This is a genomic window from Bacteroides cellulolyticus, assembly GCF_025567135.1.
GTDB lineage: Bacteria > Bacteroidota > Bacteroidia > Bacteroidales > Bacteroidaceae > Phocaeicola > Phocaeicola cellulolyticus.
This window is the reverse complement of sequence record NZ_JAOQJJ010000001.1, coordinates 239,130-256,797: the sequence shown is the minus strand read 5'-3', so window position 1 is coordinate 256,797 and position 17,668 is coordinate 239,130. Positions and strand designations below refer to the sequence as shown.

Sequence of the window (17,668 nt, the reverse complement as noted above, 5' to 3'; positions counted from 1 at the left end):
TTAGTTGACAATGAAACGCTTAATAATAAGAAAATTTGGCCCTATACAAGATGCGATGCTTGAATTAGGTCAAATAAATATTATAACCGGTTTGCAAAGTTCCGGCAAGAGTTGTATTCTTAAAGTAGCATGTTATTGTTCGTATGTTGAAAAAAGAATAGAACTGTCTCAAAGTACTAAAGAATTTGAGGAAGGAACATCATTCATTGATTCTATGGCAGGATATTACGATATATCAAACTATATACAAGATAATACCTACATCGAGTATGAGACCGGCCATTTAAAGTTCCTTTATGACCATTCCGTTAAAAAGTTTACAATGAAATGGAAGTCTTCCCGCTGGAAATATAAACGTCCCAAAGTAACATATATTCCTGCCGACAGGAATCTTGTGGCGTCAATTCCGGTTTGGAGCTCTATCCCGCTTGACAAGAACATGGTTGAGTTCATGGCAAACTGGGACAAGGCCCGTAAGTTCTTGAAAATAGAGAATAACCTATTGAATTTAGGAATTTCATATGTTTACGACAGTGCCTCCAATTCAGACAAAATAGTTCTTGTAAACGGCAGGCCTTTAAAGCTTAAGGAAGGTTCAAGCGGCATCCAGTCATTATTACCGATGTATGTTCACCTTGATTATATAACCAACGGACAGTATGGCGACAATAACGTAAAGATTTCGTATGAACAGGCAGAAGAGCGAAAGAATCTTCTATCCTTGATATACGGCTCTTTATACAGGAAAGATAAGACAGATGATAATTTAGTGACATTTAAAGTTGGCGGTTATGATTATGGATTTTCCGATGTTGATGAAGCCAACAAGTTTATGACAGTCTATGAAAACTATTTTAAAACAGATCATAGCGACATCTATTTGGAAGAACCGGAGAACAATTTATTCCCCCCCACCCAATGTCAGTTCATAAAATGGTTGGTCGAAGCAATAAAAAAACATAACGATACATTATTTATTGCCACTCACAGTCCGTACATATTAGACGAACTGATAAAACAAGCTCCCAAAGGTTTAAATGTATTTTTCACTCACTGTACAGATAAAACGACTTCTACATATTCAGTCAGACAGTTGAAGGATTCAGAAATAAAAGAAATGTATGGTAATGGTGTAGATATCTTTTTCAATTTTGAATTATACCTTTAATTTTATGAAAGACAGAAAGCCGTACATAATGCCGGAGTGTTATGTTGATACAAACTTGATAGAATATCTGGTAAAGGCAGGTGTAAACCACCAGCATAGTTGTACAAAGGTTGTAGGTTTACTTAAAAATAAATTTGCAGATAAGTTTGCAATTGGTATAATAGACAAGGATAAAGTTGAATTAGGTTATATAAAGGATTGTAATACTGTTGCCGAAACCAAACATCTGACAGTCATGAAACATAAATCAGTACATCAATATCTTATAACTGTAAAACCTGCAATAGATAAATTCATTTTAGATTGTGCAACGGAGCAGAAAGTCAATCCTGAAATTTATGATTTACCTTCAAAGCTAAAAGATTTTACTAAAGTCTCAAAATCAGTAACATCAAACGATGACAGAAGGTTTAAGGAATTGTTTGAAGCTATTAAGGAGAATTACGAGATCAAGACTCTCAAAAAAGTTCTGAAATATTTGTCAGAGCAACAGTATAAAGCTGATATAGAGCAATTGAAAAGTCTGTTCTGAATGTTTTTAATCAGGTCATACCAATCTATGTATTTCCATTAAATATCAATAGCATATCATAATGAATAATCATCAAAGCTATATATACAGTTTAGACAACTATCAGGCAATAAATAAAGCCCGGTTAAGACTCGACGGTATCACTGTTCTTGCAGGTCCTAACGGATGCGGCAAAAGTACGCTTTCACGGTGGCTCTATTACCTTGTAAATACCATCAATCAGTTTGATAAATTGGTTACTGATGATTTTATCAGCCGTTTTTATTACAACTTGCTTGACTTAAAAAGAACATCCATTACAGATATCCATTCTGAACCGTTGTTAAGGTTAGATGATTTGCGTAAAGAGGATTTAAGCATAGACAGATTCACGGATATATACACGAAAATCCTGCGAAGATACTATACAGATCTTTTGATATGGAACGGAAATAAAGATATACCGCGAAGTGAGAAGGAACGTGTTTTCTCTTTTCTTAATTTACCCTATTCTTCAAATGATGAAGAAAACGAAGATGCGATAACCGCTTTCTACAGAAAATACATATCGGGAATAAAATCAATGTCTGATATTTCAAAGAATATTAAACTTGTTCATCCCCAAAGGGAGTTGTTCGATTTTATTTGCAGGAAATATAATGAATCAAGAAAAGACATTCCATCCCTACAGCTGTCCGAATCGGGAAATGACATATTGAAAGGAGACACTTTTAATTATCCATATAATCTCAAGAAGGCCATATACATAGACACCCCTATGGCATTGGGGCATAAGGATATACGGAGCATTTCGTGGACATCATTGCAGGATATGATGATAAACGAGAGCAGGAAGCCTACTTCCGAGGAGCAGAGAATCATTTTCTACATAAAAAAAGTAATAGACGGAACATTCTCAATTAAGGAAAACATATTCCAGAATAAGGAAATAAGATATGTCCGCAGGGACGGACTGGATATAACCCTAGAAAAGGCAGCAACCGGTCTGAACGCCTTTGCCTATCTGTTGTTACTGTTGCAGAACGGATATCTTGACAGCGAAACGCTCTTGCTGATAGACGAGCCTGAAGCCCATCTGCATCCACAGTGGATAGTGGAATTTGCCCGTGTGTTGGTAACAATCCATAAGAAACTGGGTGTAAATATCATGATTGCCAGCCATAACCCCGACATGGTTTCAGCCATATCATCCATAGCAAGGAAAGAAGAAGTGGAAGACAAGACCAACTTCTATCTAGCAGTTAAAGAAAACGATTCATGGCAATATTCCTACAAGCCTTTAGGAACGGATATATCCGATATATTCCGATCGTTCAATATCGCATTGTCAAGAATAAAGGAATATGGAGAGTAATACCGTTTTCGACAATGCCATACTGTTGTCACATAGTGCCTACAGTAAAGGTTATGGCTTAAAGCTCAATGAAGTCAGCATACGTGACTACAAGTCAGGCGGATTCAACGACAAGATTGTATGTATAGACCTTGACACATACGAAAGAGCTGCAAAGTCAGGTTCTCCTAATAATACGATGGACGCAGCCATAGGTATATGCAACTATCAAAACAACAGAAGGGTAAGTAAAAGACTATTATTGGTTGAATTAAGATTGGACTATAAGAGTTCAAAAAATCTTAGCGGAACTGAATTACGCCGTAAGTCCTCACATTCCAGAGAACTGCTAGGAATGGAAATAAGTATAGACCCGAATGATTATTTCATATTCGATGATACGATAATAGAAGAATCAAGACGCAAGATAAACAATCTGGCTATAGAAAACGGATATAAAGACAAATGGCACAGCCAGACGGTAGAAGAGTTTAACAGTTTTGTTCAAGATGCAGAACTTCTGCCCTACTGTCCTGTCAACTCTCCAGACCGGATATGCAGTGAAATAGAATCAGGTATCAAAGACATCAATTGCTTAATAAAGATTAGCGACAAATGGCTTCAGGAAGCAAGAAACTATAAAGACCGTTATAATTTTAATGAAACCGAGTCTATATGCAATGCAGTAATATCGAGCTTGAAAAATATTCTTGATGAACATCATTTTGATAATGAAGAAGCCGAATGGTACATTGAGGGTATGATTTCCGATTATGAAGGGGTATTGAATTCGGCAAGAAAAATTTAAATAAATATCAATTAAAGGATAACACTCAATCTTAACTGATTAATATTAAAATGTCAACACAAACAGAAAATAATAAGAAAATAGCAAAAAATACGCTATTTATGTACTTCCGTATGTTGCTTACTATGGTAGTAAGTTTATATACATCAAGAGTGGTACTTAAAACATTAGGTGTAGAAGATTTTGGTATATATAATATAGTAGGTGGAGTTGTTGTATTATTTACATTTATCAATTCTGCTATGTCAACAGGCACACAAAGACACTTATCTTATGAATTAGGTAAACCTGAAGGCAATATATCGAAAGTATTCAGTGCTTGTTTATTCATACACATATCCATATCTATAATAATATTCATTCTGGCAGAAACAATAGGATTATGGTTCTTAAATACCCATATGAATTTGCCTAGTTACAGAATGGGCATAGTAAACTGGGTATATCAATTCTCTATTCTAGGATGTATTTCTAATATTATAAGAATACCATATCAGGCAAGTATTATTGCCCATGAAAAGATGTCTTTTTATGCATATACAGGTATAGTAGAAGTTGTATTGAAACTAGCTATTGTTTTTTTATTAATTGTTTTACCTATGGATAAGCTATTAGTATATTCAGCTTTAATGTTTTGTGTAATAACAATCATAACCGCTTGGTTTATATTATTCAATAAAAATAAGTTTCCTGAAATTAAAATAATTAAGGTCAAAGATATTATTTTATATAAAACCATTATTTCTTTTTCTGGATGGACATTGTTCGGTAGCACAGCCAATTTAGGTTTACACCAAGGTATGAATGTTATAATAAATATTTTTTATGGAGTAACTGTAAATGCGGCAATAGGAATAGCGAATCAGGTTAACGCAGCAATAACACATTTTGTTACAGGTTTTCAACAGGCATTAAACCCTCAATTAGTAAAATCTGAAGCTCAAAATGACAAAGCTAGACAATTAGATTTAATTTGTAAATCATCCAAATTATCTTATTTGATACTATTATTAATATCTATTCCAATTATTTTTAATCTAGAATATATATTAGAATTATGGTTATCAGAATATCCGGAGCACACTCCCAATATATGCAGATTAATTATTCTTGGAGCTTTAATTGAATGCCTTTCAGGACCATTATGGGTAACTATTTTTGCAACAGGTAAAATTAGGACATACCAAATTATCATTAGTATCGTACTATTATTAAATATTCCTGTATCATTAATATTGGGTTATTACAATCAAGATGTTGAAATATTTTTCTTAGCAAGAAATTTTATATATATATTGGGATTATATACAAGACTTTATTTTTTAGCCAAATTAATAAAATTTGATATCAAGTCCTATTTTAAAAGAGTCATACTGCCAGTAATTATTACCACAGTTTTAATTATATTACCGATATATATGTTAATAATAAATATCTCCTTGTACTCAACTCATGTGACATTCATAATACAGTCATTTATCATTGTAATATATGAGATATTTATTATTTACATATTTGCTTTAGATCATGAAGAGAAAGCATTTTTAATAAAAATCATACAAAACAAGTTGAAAAAATGAAATACAAATTATTATCAGTAAGCACAGAAAAACAAGTCAATATCGGAGATTATATACAAGCATTAGCATCTTCACAATTCTTACCTAAAGTTGATGGTTTTATTCAAAGAGAACTGCTTAAAGAATATAATGGGGATGAGTGTAAAATTATAATGAATGGTTGGTATATGCATAATCCTAATCAGTGGCCACCATCTGAAAAGATTAATCCTTTATTTGTTGCTTTCCATATTAACTCTTTGACAAAAGATTTAATGTTATCCGATGAAAGTATTGATTATTTTAAAAAAAATGAACCGATTGGGTGTCGTGACTTGAATACAATGAATATTTTGCAGGAAAGAGGAGTAAACGCCTATTTTTCTGCGTGTATGACATTAACCCTCGGTCACAAATATAAATCAGAAGAAAAAGAAAAAAAATGCTATTTTGTAGATCCTTTCTTCATAAAAAAAAATAGTTTAAGTTCTAAACTTTATAATTTGTTTTATATTACTTTTCATTGGAGAACTATTAATCACATTGCTAAGAAGTTCCATACAAATAACACGGGAATTCAAAAAAAAATATCTGTCTCATTATTTTATAGACAGTATAAAAAAATTTTCACTAAAAAGACATTATTAGAGGCAGAATATATTTCTCAACAAAATAGATTTTATAAAGAAAACCTACAAAATGATGAAGAACGATTATCAGTAGCAGAAGAATTAGTAAAAAAATATTCAAAAGCAGCATTAGTAGTAACTTCAAGAATACATTGTGCTTTACCTTGTTTAGGTTTAGAAACACCTGTTATATACATATATAATTCTGAACAATCTGAAGCTAGCAAGTGTAGATTAGGAGGATTGGAAGAGTTGTTTAATATAATAAGATTGGGAAGTAAAGGATTTATAAAAGATTTCACATTCAATGATAAAATTTCGATTGAAAATTTCCCTAAAAATAAAAATACTTGGAAAGAATATGCCGATAAACTAATTAAAAGAGCATATAATTTCACAAAATAAGAAAACTTAGAAATATTCAATATTATATTTAATTAATGAGTAATTCGAAAATCGTTATAAAGTTTTTTTATATAGCCTACATATTGTTAGCTATACATAGTTGTTCTGCATGGTTATCTTCTAACCCTGTTTATAATAGCTTAACAGTATCATTTATACAAAAAATTCTTATTTTCACTTCTTTCTTATTCTTATTATTTATTAATAAGAATTTAAAAAAAGGATATTACTCAGAGGGATTACGATTATTTAATATATTCTTTATATATACATTTTTCCTTTCAATATATTCTTTAATTGTAAATACTTCAGGTATTACTAAATATGATTTCATAGATATTTTTTTATATATAATATCTATGTTTAGTTGCTCTTTAGTGTATGTAATAATTAAACCTTTTTGGTTTTACAATATATTACATTTTGTAATAAAAATAAGTCCTATAATAGTATTGTTTATTTTCCCTTTCATGAAAAATGAAAGTATTGGTGGTATATATGGTTTCTTATTAAGACCTATTTATTTTGCTATTATTTTTATTGGAGTTCTAAATTATAAATACAAATTATTATATCTTGGACTTGCAATAAGTATTATTATTTTAGGATATAACTATGATGCAAGAAGCAATGCTATTTTAACGATATTTTGTTTAATAACTTCTTTAGTAATACTTTTCTACAAAAAACTAAGTTTCCTAAGGCATCTTGCATGGTTAATGATTATATTACCTTTCTTTTTCTTAAGTTTAGGGGTATCAGGTACATTTAATATTTTTGAGACTGACAAATACCTAGAAACAGATTTAAAAGAAGAAAGCATGGTAGACACAAGAACCCAGTTGTATTATGAAGTTATAACATCAGCTATCAACAATAATTATATCCTATTTGGTAGAGGTATAGGGCGTGGATATGAATCTGAATACCAAGAATTATCAAACCTATATAATAAAACAGCAACTGATATTTCTTCTAAAGAAAGGCATTCAGAGGTAGGTATCCATAATATCTTTACATGGGGAGGTATTGTATATGTTTTAATATATACTATTATGTGGTCAAGTATTATTTATAATGGATTATATAAGAGTAAAAATAAGTATGTTAGTGGTATAGCTATTTTCCTATCATTTTTTTATTTTTATTCCTGGGTTGAGAACTTTCAAAGTTTTTCTATTATGTATATTTCATCTTGGTTTTTAGTAGCATTTTGTCAGTCACCATATTTTAGAAATATGAATGATAATGAACTAAAGATATATATTAGGAAAGTAATACAGTAATATACTAGCCAAAAATAATCAACTATTTTATTAACTAAATATATATATGAAAAGAATAACAGCAGTAATCCCAATAAGAGTTGGATCACAACGTGTAAAAGACAAGAATCTTCGTAATTTTGCAAATACAACATTAATGGAAAATAAAATTGAGATGTTACTAAATGTTCCAGAACTTGATTCTATTATTGTAAATACAGATTCGGAGAAAGCTATCGAAATTGTAAAGAATAAATATTGTAACACAAAAGTAACTTATCATAAAAGAGAAGAGTATTATGCATCTTCTCAATGTTCAGGTAGTGAATTTTTCCAACATTTAGGTCAAGTAACTGATACAGATATTTTTGTTTATGCTCCATGTACTTCTCCATTTATAAAACCTGATACTATATCTAAATGTATAAAAGCTTTTTTAAATAATGAAAGTAATATTGACTGTATTGCTACAGTGAGTTCTATAAAAGAATTTATGTGGTTAGATGGAAGACCAATAAACTATGATCCACTCAACGCTCCGAATTCACAGAATCTTCCCAACATTTTAGCTTTAAATTTTGGAGCAACAGTAACTTCAAGGGAGAATCTTATAAAAAATAGGAATATTATAGGAAAACATCCTCAGTTTATTGTAACTTCTGATATAGAAGCTATAGATATTGATACTCCTCTAGACTTTTATGTTGCTGAGCAAATCTATAATAAGTTGATACTTGAAAAGAAAGATTTATTAGATTGATTAATTTTTACAATACATTTTAGAAAATAGGAAGAAAGAGTATGGCTAAGAATGCAATTTTAGTATGTCAAGCACCTGTTGAAATTCCTAATATATTATGTTTTTATGAAGAAATAAAAAATAGATATAAAGATATTACAATAGTAAGCCGCGACACTAATAGTTATAATGAGTTTTTCCAATACATAGGACTTGAAGCTAATTTTGTCAGATGGAGTAATGATTATAGATTTGATGCTTTAAATCCTTTTACATGGATAGCATTCAGGAAGCAAATCAAAGAAAACGTAGATAAATTAAAAATAGACAATGTTGATGTTTTCTATTCGTCAAGATACGATTTCTTTTCATATTGCCATTTCAAACAATTTCCTTTATCAACAACTTTCACTTATAGGGATAAAAAAGATAGTGAAGTATGGTGTTATAAGGGTACCAACAAAGCATCTTTTAAAGTCTCTATAAAGAGAAAATTAGAAAAGTTTATAAAACAATGTTTTTGTGGAACAAAACTAGAATATTACAATTGTGGCGCTCATTCAATATTAGGTTTTAACCCACAGAATTTAAGACATACCATAAAAAAAAAATTAAGTGATACTGAAGAAAAAAGCATAATACAAAAATATTCGTATAAGCCTCATACCAATTCTAAATATACAGCTATATTTTTTACTGAGCCATATAGAAATAAATTTCAAGATAGTAATGATTTTATATCAGTAAATAAAACTATTATTAGTGAACTTCATAAGAAAGGTTACGCAATAATTTTAAAAGGACACCCAAGAATAGGTCTTTGTAAGGAAATAGAACATTTAGCAGATGATATTATTCCTAATTTCATTCCTTCAGAATTCATAGATTACAATGAATTTAATATAGCAATAGGATTTGTGTCAACCGCACTTTGTGGAACTTCTCAAATTATACCGTCTTATTCAGTTTTAGATTTATGTTCAATTACAGATAAACGATTAGCTGAACATTGGAGACAATTTTTAAATGAACTTTCTAATAATAAAATAGTATTTATTAATAGTTTTAGTGATATATGATTGCCAAAAACATATTCTCTAAATTAAGAATTAGAGCATTTGATTATAAGCGTAAGATACAAATCTATTTAGGAAGTATCAATGTTTTAAGAGCTTATTATTGGGGTATTAAACTCGGGAAAAATCCAAAGTTTAGGGGACATTGTTTTTTCAAAAAAGCATATTCTACGGAAATAACAATTGGGGATAATTTTTCAGCAGTAAGTATTGTTAAAGAATCAAACTTAGTAAAACGTCCATGCACAATACAGACTAACAGAAAAGGTGCTTGTTTAAAGATAGGTAATAATGTTAGAATGAGCGGTTGCATAATTGCATGTTTTAAGAATATTAAAATAGGTGATAATGTAAGGATTGGTGGAAATTGTACTATTTTTGATGGCGATTTTCATTTAGATGATTCACGTGTTGGTCAACCTAGAGATATTGTGATAGAGGATAATGTATGGTTAGGATATGAAGTTATTGTTTTAAAAGGAGTACATATAGGCGCCAATTCTGTAATTGGAGCTGGAAGTGTAGTAACTAAAGATATTCCTTCTAATAGTGTTGCAGCAGGGAATCCATGTAAAATCATAAAGAAAATAGACGAAATATGAAAATATTATGGTTGGCAGCTACACCATGTGGTAGTGTTAGGAGATATTCGGGTAAAACCATTGCAGGTGGATGGTTAATTTCTCTTGAAGATGAATTTAAAAAAAGAAAAGATATAGAATTACATGTAGCTTATTTATCAAAAAATAAAGAAGAAAATTTTTTATTTGAGGGGGTACATTACTATCCTATTTGTATAGACCAAAGCAAATATAAATTGTTCAGACTTTTACAGGTAAGACGTAGTGAAACTACATTAGAAAAGATTGCATTTCCACAAATTCAGAAATGTATAAATATTGTAAAACCAGAAGTTATCCATGTACATGGCACAGAAGGTTTATTGGGAATAGTACATAACACTACAAATAATATTCCAGTAGTATTTTCTATTCAAGGGTTAATCGGTCCAATAAAAGAGAAATATTTCTCTGGAATTCCACAAAACATTGCATATAAAAAAGACAAATTTATTGATATAGTAAAAGGAGAAGGAATAAAAAGAATTTATGAATCTTTTTGTTATAAAGCTGAAAGAGAGAAAATATATTTAAATAATGCCAAATATATATTTGGTCGTACAATATGGGATAAATACTGTACTTTAGCATTAAATCCACGACGTAAGTATTACATTGTAAATGAGATATTACGTCCGGAATTTTATTCTTGTCATTGGAAAGGTTTTGTTTCTAATAAAAAAATAAAGATTGTCAGTACAATAAGTGGTGGTATTTATAAAGGATTTGAAACTGTATTAAAATCAGCTAGAATATTAAAACAGTATAGCAACATAGACTTTGAATGGCATATAATTGGTTATTCTAGTGATTCCAAATGGGTCAAAATTTGCGAAAGTATAACAAATATAAAATCCACTCATTGTAATATCGTTTTTCATGGCAGAATTATTGCTAATGAGATTTCTAAAATATTAATTGATTCAGATATTTATGTACATGTATCTCATATAGAGAACTCTCCTAATTCCGTATGTGAAGCGATGTTAGTAGGAATGCCAGTTATTGCATCTTTTGCTGGTGGAACATGTTCAATTTTAGAACATGAAAAGGAAGGAATATTATATCAGGATGGTGATCCATATATATTATCGGGGTCTATAATAAATTTAATCCAGCATCCTGATTTAGCAAAAGAATATGCAAACAATGCTTATAAACGTGCTTCATTACGACATGATAAGAATAAAATAGTTGAAGAAGTAATTGATGGTTATAAAAATATTATTTTTGATTTTAAGGCCAAATAACATTTATCATGAAAGTTTATATACTAACAACGGGACCTTTTCCATATGGAATGGCTTCAACAGCACGTATTAAATGTTATGCCCAGGCATTACAAAAGGCAAATATAAATTGTGAAGTTGATGTTTTTGAACGTAATTCTCATTTTGTAAAAGATAAAACATATAAAAAAGTTAGAGTTACAGATGAAGGATTTAAGTATTGGTATGCTGGTGCTAAATTATATGGTTCTAATAATAAATTATTACGGTTTATAAATAATTGGTTAGATAAGCAATCAATGAAAAAATATTTAAGGCAAAATTTACAAAAAGGAGATTTTGTTTTACTTTATTTTTCAGATGTAAAGTTCTCACTAGATCTTATTAGTCTCATTCACAAAAAAGGAGCTTTTGTTTTAAAAGAGTTAAATGAAATACCAGGGAAAGGTAACCCATCTAGAAAGAATCAAATTATAAAACAGAAAACGGAGAATAGAGTTTTAAATAAATTTGATGGAATAATATGTATCTCTGATGCACTAATTCAATATAGTAAAGAATATATATCCCAAAGTTGCGAATTAATAAAGATACCAATTCTAGTAGATTTTAAGAAATATGATATACAAGATAATCAAAATAGTATATCCCCTAAGTATATATTTCACTCAGGTTCATTAATTGAACGAAAAGATGGAATCTTAGGTATGATAGAGGCTTTTGGAAAGGCTCTGAGTATGTTAAATGAGCCTATTCTATTTTATTGTACAGGTAACTATGAAAACACACCACATAGGAATGAAATTAAAAATCTAATCAACAAGTATAATTTACAGAATAAATTAATATTTACTGGATATTTATCTGAAGAGGAACTAAAAATCAAGCTATCTGGTGCATCACTTGTTATCATAAATAAACTCGTAACAATACAAAACACATATTGTTTTTCTACAAAATTAGCAGAATATATGGCTGCAGCCAAGCCTGTAATTATAACCAATGTAGGTGAGGCTACTAATTGGTTAAGCAACAAAGAAAATGCATATATTATTGAGCCTAATGACATTGATTTATTGGCTGATACAATTGTTTATGCAATTAATAACAAAGAAGAAAGAGTCAAAATCGGAGAAAATGGGAAAAAAATATGCCGGAAATATTTTGATGCTAATAATTATTCAGAGAAATTTAAAGAATATCTAGACCTTATTTCAAAAAAACAAAAATGAAAATATTATATGTCTCACATAGATATCATACCAACCAAGTCCCTATTATGAAAGGATGGGTTGAGTATGGAGCGGAGGTTACATTTTTAGCTCAGTATAAAGGTGTCAGTGAAATCTACGATTTTGTTGACTTCCATTTAATGAAACCTTCATTAATTACAAAATTTAGCAATTGGTTGATTGACAAAAGATATAGCCCATCTGTATCGGAAGGGAAAAAAACATTATTTTTTATTCCCAATATAATATACATATATAAATTATTAAGAAAAAAGAAACCTGATTTAATTATTTTACGTGAGCATACTATTTTTAATATGATTATATGGCAAATATGTAAATTGATGCATATAAAAAACGTCATTATGTATACTCAAATTCCTTTATATGGATATAAAGCAAGAAAACATTTCTTTGATTTTATTGCAAAAAGACTTTTTCCAAAAATATGTTTTACACCTATTTTATATAATGGAGAAATAAGAAACAAAAATGAAAAGTCAGAAGGTTGGTTTGTTCCACAATGGTTTGTTCCTTTGGTTGCTATAGAAGACTGGAATCAAAAAGATATTATTCATAAGGATATTATTCAGTTATTAGATGTAGGAAAATTCAGAGAATATAAAAATCATTTTTTCTTAGTTGATTCTTTATCAAAAGTAAAGGATATTTCTAAGTTTAAATTAACAATTATCGGTCAAGTTTCACAATCTTCAGAAGAAGAATACTATAATCGTTTGAAAGATTATATAGCCAAAAAAGGACTAACAGACACTATTAAGTTAAAAAAGAATGTGCCATTTAAACAAATGAGTGAGATTTATGATAAAGCGAATGTCTTAATTCTACCAAGTAAGAACGAAAGTGCAGGAATGGTAATTTTAGAATCTATGGCAAAAGGAATATGTGTAATGAGTAGCAAGAATTGTGGTCTCTCAAGCTATTTAGAAGAATATAACTGTGGATTTGTTTTTTCTATTTCAAACAATCAACTTACACAATTTCTAGATGATATTGCTGATAATCCTCAATTAATAACCACATATGGTGAAAAAGGAAGAAATGCCATTAAAGATAATTTCTCATTCAAAGAATATTTTGAGCATTTAAATAAAATAACTACTAAATGCTTTAATTTGGATTTAAACAAACTCACATAAAAAAATTAGTTCACTACATGTCTTTTCACCATTTTACAATTAAAGTACAAATATAAGAAAACAATAATTACAATCATTAGCAAAATAATAAACCAAGATGAAGATAGCAATTATAACAGATTCATTATTAAGCGGTGGTAAAGAAAGGCGTATTGTTGAATTAGTTAAAGTATTAAGCAAAAAGCCTCATTATGAATTTATTATAATAATGTTAGAAGGGAAAGACGCATATTCATCCATTGCTTATAAAGAGATTTTAGATTGTCCGGTAAAACTTATTTTCTTAGGGAATTATAACAGATTACACCTTGTACAAAAGATATATAAAATATGCAAAAATGAAAACATAGAGTTGATTCATCTGTGGGCATCTCTTATTTATGGTTATATAATAGCACCGACTCATTATTTATTGAATATACCAATAATATCTTCATCAATTACCAGTGCACGAAAACAAGGGGGTAAAAAATTCTTTTTAAATAAGTTTACATACCGTTTTTATGATAAAATATTATCAAATTCCATGCAAGCTTTTGTTATAAATAAAGTTCCGGGAAAAAAATCAATTTGTATATATAATGGCTTTGATTTTAAACGAGGAGAAGTAAAAGAAAGCATAGAAGAAATTAGAAGCCAATATTCAATTAATACAAAATATATTGTATCAATGGCTGGGGAATATTCTTTTAGAAAGGATTACCCAATGTTTGTAAGAGCTGCTAACAAAGTTCTAAAAGTAAATCCTGACGTTACGTTTTTAGCTATGGGAAGTGGTGATGCTACTCCTTACAAGGCTTTAATTGAACCACAATTTTCAGATCGAATTAAATTTATTGGAAGAGTAAATAATGTAGAATCAATATATAATGCTTCTGATATTGTAGTATTGGCAACGTGTGTCGAAGGTGTAAGTAATGCTATAATGGAAGGAATGTATATGGGAAAACCTATTGTTTCAACAAAAGGTCCAAATGTCGGAACTAAAGAAATTGTTGAAGAAGGCAAAAGTGGTTTTTTAGTAGAATATCATGATTATAATGCATTTGCTGATTATATCTTAAAGCTACTGGATAACACTGAGTTAAGAAAAACAATGGGGGCGTATGGAAAAAGAATTGTTCAAGAGAAATTCAATATAGAACAAATGATTCAAGGATTTAATAATGTATATGAAATGTATAATAAATAAAAAAATATGTTAGAAAAGAATATTACCTTAAACAATAAAAAAATTTTTATTACTGGAATTGCAGGTTTCATAGGCAGCAATTTAGCTAATGAATTATTAAAAAGATATAGTAATGTCGAAATAATAGGAATTGACTCTATTACTAACTATTACGATATAAAACTTAAAGAAGAAAGATTGAAGAATCTTAGTAAATATCAAAACTTTACATTCATAAAAGGTAGTATTGCAGATAGAGATCTGATAAATAACATTTTTATAGATAAAAAACCTAATATAGTAGTTAATCTAGCTGCTCAAGCCGGTGTAAGATATAGTATTACAAATCCTGATTCATATATTGAGAGTAATTTGATAGGATTTTATAACATATTAGAGGCTTGCCGTCATCATGAAGTTGAACATCTGGTATATGCTTCTTCATCATCAGTTTATGGTTCAAACAAGAAAGTTCCATATTCTACTGATGACAAGGTGGACAATCCTGTTTCACTTTATGCCGCTACAAAAAAAAGCAATGAATTGATGGCTCATGCTTATTCGAAACTATATAATATCCCTTCTACAGGACTTAGATTCTTTACCGTTTACGGGCCAGCCGGACGCCCTGACATGGCATATTTTGGTTTTACTAACAAACTTCGTAAAGGTGAAACAATAGAAATATTCAATTACGGTAACTGTAAAAGAGACTTTACTTATATTGATGATATTGTGGAAGGCGTTATAAGAGTGATGCAGCATGCACCAGAAAAGCAAAATGGCGAGGACGGTCTGCCTATACCCCCTTATAAAGTTTACAATATAGGTAACAACCAGCCTGAAAACCTGCTTGATTTTGTTCAAATCCTACAGGAAGAATTAATTAACGCAGGCGTTTTACCTGAGGATTATGATTTTGAATCCCATAAAAAACTGGTTCCAATGCAGCCGGGTGACGTTCCTGTTACATATGCTGATACAACACCTCTTGAAAAGGACTTTGGCTTTAAGCCTTCTACTTCATTAAGGGATGGACTGAGAAGCTTTGCGAAATGGTATTCTGATTATTATAAAATATAACATTTAATTTTCAAAATGAGAAATTACACTTATAATTGGGGAAGCTTACTAGGTTTACGCTGGTTTGTGGCCAGCTGGTTGTTGCATGGTGTTCATGTTTTTGACAAAACAGAAAAATTGTATTATATAATTTGCGAATTGGTGTTACAATTGATGCCAATAACCATATTGTATTTTTGTGGTGTTGCTGATTGGTGGTTGTATCTTATAAGTTTAATTCTTGTTCATTCTTTAACCTGGTTATGTGATTCGCATTGGTTGGTCGGATATAGAGAAGTTGATAAAACTTTTATGAGTAAAGGTATTAAAGGAGTAATAGACTATATAGATATTGTAAGAAAAGAATTATATGGCAATAGCAATGTTTCTTTAATAGCTGTTTATGGAAGTCTGTCCAGAAGAAAATTTCATGATAGAAGCGATTTGGATTTAAGGATCGTACAAGAGAATAGAAGTTTCTTCTTATTTTTGAAAGTACAGAAATTACGGTTTATAGGTATATGGAAATATAGGATACCTTTAGACTTAAAATTAGTAGATTCTGAAGATTATTTGAAAAAAGAAATGAGAGAAGACGAAAAGGCCATCGTAGTATATAAAAAACATGATAAAGTATATAACGAGGGGGTTAGTTTTAACGAGGTGGTAGAAAATCCATTAAGCTTTTTAAAATGAATGTTAGATTAGATTTTATTGATACAGCTAAAGGTATTGGAATGTTAATTGTAATAATACTACATACCTTTATAAATTACCCAGATAATAGCTATATTGGATCTTTCATACACTTATATACAAGTAGTTTTTTTATGCCTTTATTTTTCTTTCTATCTGGATTATTTTTTTCTTGTAAGATTGATTTTGTACCATGGCTAAAGAAAAAGTATAAAAGATTAATTGTACCATATATATGCTTTTATATTTTGACATATATCCTAAATTTATTATTACACGAATTAAATGTAACAACAAAGAATCCGTTTCATTATATTGATATATTCCAAGTTTTTTGGAAAGATATTTTTTCCAATAATGTAATTTGGTTTTTATTGTCTTTATTTTGGTGCAATGTCATTATGTATATTGTTTTAAAATATTCAAAGAAAATGGTATATGAAATAATTTGTATAATATTCGTATTTTTTGCAGGATATTATTGTAGTTATAATAATATTAATATACCATTATATATTGACACCTCCCTATCATCATTACCAATTATATATATTGGATATATTTTTAAACGCTACAAATTGCTTGAACAAATAACAAAAAAAATGAGTATTTCTTTTGTTATAATTACTTTATCTTCAGTTCTTGTATATTTGTCAATTCAAGGAATAAGTTTAGTAAGTAATGTAATAAGGAATCCTATATTGTTTTTATTAGGTGGGGTCTCTGGTTCAATATTGGTTACTTTTATATCATTCTATATTAAACAAATACCTATTATTACTTTTATAGGAAGAAATTCATTATTGGTTTTATGTACTCATATGTATTTAATAAACTTCTATGTGAAGATATTCAACAAGATAAATATTTTATATGGGTATGAGTATTATATAATTATATTACTAGTATGTGTATCTTACTATGGATTGACACCAATATTTAAACGATATTTGCCATTTATGATAGGAGAAAGTAAGTGATAAT

Annotated in this window: 17 protein-coding genes; all 17 read left to right on the top strand. The window is 29.4% G+C overall.

Annotated features, from left to right (window positions below):
* The first annotated feature begins 10 nt into the window (after positions 1-10).
* The gene (locus OCV82_RS01080) at positions 11-1,168 is read left to right on the top strand and encodes an ATP-binding protein (protein ID WP_154042694.1); all 1,158 of its coding nucleotides are present in this window, start codon (positions 11-13) and stop codon (positions 1,166-1,168) included.
* A gap of 4 nt (positions 1,169-1,172) precedes the next feature.
* Entirely contained in the window at positions 1,173-1,700 is a 528-nt protein-coding gene (locus tag OCV82_RS01075; RefSeq protein WP_154042693.1) for a hypothetical protein, read from the top strand.
* A gap of 61 nt (positions 1,701-1,761) precedes the next feature.
* Positions 1,762-3,054, top strand: coding sequence for an AAA family ATPase (locus OCV82_RS01070; RefSeq protein ID WP_154042692.1), 1,293 nt, complete (start codon positions 1,762-1,764; stop codon positions 3,052-3,054).
* Entirely contained in the window at positions 3,044-3,841 is a 798-nt protein-coding gene (locus tag OCV82_RS01065; RefSeq protein WP_154042691.1) for a hypothetical protein, read from the top strand. Before OCV82_RS01070 ends, OCV82_RS01065 begins: the two co-directional genes overlap by 11 nt.
* 50 nt (positions 3,842-3,891) lie before the next feature.
* On the top strand, positions 3,892-5,421 hold the full coding sequence (locus OCV82_RS01060; protein ID WP_154042690.1) for a lipopolysaccharide biosynthesis protein: 1,530 nt from the start codon (positions 3,892-3,894) through the stop codon (positions 5,419-5,421).
* Entirely contained in the window at positions 5,418-6,434 is a 1,017-nt protein-coding gene (locus OCV82_RS01055) for a polysaccharide pyruvyl transferase family protein (RefSeq protein WP_154042689.1), read from the top strand. The genes OCV82_RS01060 and OCV82_RS01055 overlap by 4 nt, the downstream gene beginning before the upstream one ends.
* A gap of 470 nt (positions 6,435-6,904) precedes the next feature.
* Positions 6,905-7,720: a hypothetical protein gene (locus OCV82_RS01050; protein WP_154042688.1), complete on the top strand. Its 816-nt coding sequence runs from the start codon at positions 6,905-6,907 to the stop codon at positions 7,718-7,720.
* A gap of 46 nt (positions 7,721-7,766) precedes the next feature.
* Positions 7,767-8,459, top strand: a complete 693-nt coding sequence (locus OCV82_RS01045; protein WP_154042687.1) for an acylneuraminate cytidylyltransferase family protein — start codon at positions 7,767-7,769, stop codon at positions 8,457-8,459.
* 41 nt (positions 8,460-8,500) lie between these two features.
* A complete protein-coding gene (locus tag OCV82_RS01040; protein WP_154042686.1) occupies positions 8,501-9,517 on the top strand; it encodes a polysialyltransferase family glycosyltransferase in 1,017 nt (338 codons plus the stop codon).
* A complete protein-coding gene (locus tag OCV82_RS01035; RefSeq protein ID WP_154042685.1) occupies positions 9,514-10,116 on the top strand; it encodes an acyltransferase in 603 nt (200 codons plus the stop codon). Before OCV82_RS01040 ends, OCV82_RS01035 begins: the two co-directional genes overlap by 4 nt.
* Positions 10,113-11,384 carry a glycosyltransferase family 4 protein gene (locus OCV82_RS01030; RefSeq protein WP_154042684.1) on the top strand — a complete coding sequence of 424 codons (1,272 nt, stop codon included), beginning with the start codon at positions 10,113-10,115 and terminating at the stop codon, positions 11,382-11,384. Before OCV82_RS01035 ends, OCV82_RS01030 begins: the two co-directional genes overlap by 4 nt.
* 8 nt (positions 11,385-11,392) lie before the next feature.
* Positions 11,393-12,595 carry a glycosyltransferase family 4 protein gene (locus tag OCV82_RS01025; protein ID WP_154042683.1) on the top strand — a complete coding sequence of 401 codons (1,203 nt, stop codon included), beginning with the start codon at positions 11,393-11,395 and terminating at the stop codon, positions 12,593-12,595.
* 47 nt (positions 12,596-12,642) lie between these two features.
* On the top strand, positions 12,643-13,755 hold the full coding sequence (locus tag OCV82_RS01020) for a glycosyltransferase family 4 protein (RefSeq protein WP_262542718.1): 1,113 nt from the start codon (positions 12,643-12,645) through the stop codon (positions 13,753-13,755).
* A 97-nt stretch (positions 13,756-13,852) separates the two neighbouring features.
* On the top strand, positions 13,853-14,947 hold the full coding sequence (locus OCV82_RS01015) for a glycosyltransferase family 4 protein (RefSeq protein ID WP_154042681.1): 1,095 nt from the start codon (positions 13,853-13,855) through the stop codon (positions 14,945-14,947).
* A gap of 6 nt (positions 14,948-14,953) precedes the next feature.
* Positions 14,954-16,009, top strand: coding sequence for an NAD-dependent epimerase/dehydratase family protein (locus OCV82_RS01010; protein WP_154042680.1), 1,056 nt, complete (start codon positions 14,954-14,956; stop codon positions 16,007-16,009).
* A gap of 15 nt (positions 16,010-16,024) precedes the next feature.
* Complete coding sequence (locus tag OCV82_RS01005; RefSeq protein WP_154042679.1) at positions 16,025-16,684, top strand: nucleotidyltransferase domain-containing protein; 660 nt, start codon at positions 16,025-16,027, stop codon at positions 16,682-16,684.
* Positions 16,681-17,664, top strand: coding sequence for an acyltransferase family protein (locus OCV82_RS15175; protein WP_154042678.1), 984 nt, complete (start codon positions 16,681-16,683; stop codon positions 17,662-17,664). Before OCV82_RS01005 ends, OCV82_RS15175 begins: the two co-directional genes overlap by 4 nt.
* The last annotated feature ends 4 nt before the right edge of the window (positions 17,665-17,668 follow it).

Coding starts and splice junctions, on each gene's coding strand:
- OCV82_RS01045 (WP_154042687.1), top strand. CDS start 7,767: ATGAAAAGAATAACAGCAGTAATCCCAATAAGAGTTGGATCACAACGT.
- OCV82_RS01005 (WP_154042679.1), top strand. CDS start 16,025: ATGAGAAATTACACTTATAATTGGGGAAGCTTACTAGGTTTACGCTGG.
- OCV82_RS01070 (WP_154042692.1), top strand. CDS start 1,762: ATGAATAATCATCAAAGCTATATATACAGTTTAGACAACTATCAGGCA.
- OCV82_RS01075 (WP_154042693.1), top strand. CDS start 1,173: ATGAAAGACAGAAAGCCGTACATAATGCCGGAGTGTTATGTTGATACA.
- OCV82_RS01080 (WP_154042694.1), top strand. CDS start 11: ATGAAACGCTTAATAATAAGAAAATTTGGCCCTATACAAGATGCGATG.
- OCV82_RS01025 (WP_154042683.1), top strand. CDS start 11,393: ATGAAAGTTTATATACTAACAACGGGACCTTTTCCATATGGAATGGCT.
- OCV82_RS01010 (WP_154042680.1), top strand. CDS start 14,954: ATGTTAGAAAAGAATATTACCTTAAACAATAAAAAAATTTTTATTACT.
- OCV82_RS01015 (WP_154042681.1), top strand. CDS start 13,853: ATGAAGATAGCAATTATAACAGATTCATTATTAAGCGGTGGTAAAGAA.
- OCV82_RS01020 (WP_262542718.1), top strand. CDS start 12,643: ATGAAAGGATGGGTTGAGTATGGAGCGGAGGTTACATTTTTAGCTCAG.
- OCV82_RS15175 (WP_154042678.1), top strand. CDS start 16,681: ATGAATGTTAGATTAGATTTTATTGATACAGCTAAAGGTATTGGAATG.
- OCV82_RS01065 (WP_154042691.1), top strand. CDS start 3,044: ATGGAGAGTAATACCGTTTTCGACAATGCCATACTGTTGTCACATAGT.
- OCV82_RS01035 (WP_154042685.1), top strand. CDS start 9,514: ATGATTGCCAAAAACATATTCTCTAAATTAAGAATTAGAGCATTTGAT.
- OCV82_RS01030 (WP_154042684.1), top strand. CDS start 10,113: ATGAAAATATTATGGTTGGCAGCTACACCATGTGGTAGTGTTAGGAGA.
- OCV82_RS01060 (WP_154042690.1), top strand. CDS start 3,892: ATGTCAACACAAACAGAAAATAATAAGAAAATAGCAAAAAATACGCTA.
- OCV82_RS01050 (WP_154042688.1), top strand. CDS start 6,905: ATGAAAAATGAAAGTATTGGTGGTATATATGGTTTCTTATTAAGACCT.
- OCV82_RS01055 (WP_154042689.1), top strand. CDS start 5,418: ATGAAATACAAATTATTATCAGTAAGCACAGAAAAACAAGTCAATATC.
- OCV82_RS01040 (WP_154042686.1), top strand. CDS start 8,501: ATGGCTAAGAATGCAATTTTAGTATGTCAAGCACCTGTTGAAATTCCT.